This window comes from Sphingobium sp. DC-2 (genome assembly GCF_000722555.1).
Lineage (GTDB): Bacteria > Pseudomonadota > Alphaproteobacteria > Sphingomonadales > Sphingomonadaceae > Sphingobium > Sphingobium quisquiliarum.
This window is the reverse complement of sequence record NZ_JNAC01000058.1, coordinates 1-626: the sequence shown is the minus strand read 5'-3', so window position 1 is coordinate 626 and position 626 is coordinate 1. Positions and strand designations below refer to the sequence as shown.

Annotated in this window: 1 pseudogene; it reads right to left on the bottom strand. The window is 63.1% G+C overall.

From position 1 onward, the window contains the following. Positions 1–626 (bottom strand): annotated as a pseudogene (locus tag ET21_RS0114350) (IS256-like element ISSpwi2 family transposase); the annotation flags it as partial.

The following is a 626-nucleotide window of genomic DNA, read 5'->3' as shown; positions in this document are numbered from 1 at the left end:
CCCGAAGCCAGAACTTGGCACCCTCATTCTGCTCGAGCCACAAGCCGAGCACCTCCTTTGCGCCGTCGGCGCGGACGCCCAGCGCAATGTGGATCGCCTTGTTGCGCACCATGCCCTCGTCGCGGATCTTGACCCGGATCGCGTCGAAGAAGACCAGCGGGTAAACCGGATCGAGCGGCCGCTGCTGCCAAGTGGCGACCTCATCGAGCACGGCGTCGGTCACCGTGCTAATCAAATCGGGTGAGACGTCGATGCCGTATAGATCGTGCAGGTGCCTGGTGATCTCGCGGGTGCTCATGCCGCGCGCGTACATCGACACGATCTTGTCGTCGAAGCCGGGAAAGCGGCGTTGATACTTGGCGATCAACTGCGGGTCGAAGCTCGACTGGCGATCGCGCGGCACGTCGATCGCCAACTTGCCGGTGTCGGTCATTACCGTCTTCCGACCGTAGCCGTTGCGCATGTTGCCGGCGCCGTCTTCGCCAGCGAGGTGGTGATCCATCTCCGCATTCAGGGCACGCTCTGTCAGCGCCTTCTTCAGCGAATCGAGCAGACCGCCCTGCTCGAAGGCGGCACTGGCAGCGCCGCCCGCCAAAAGCTGATCGAGAAGCTCATTCGGTATGGCA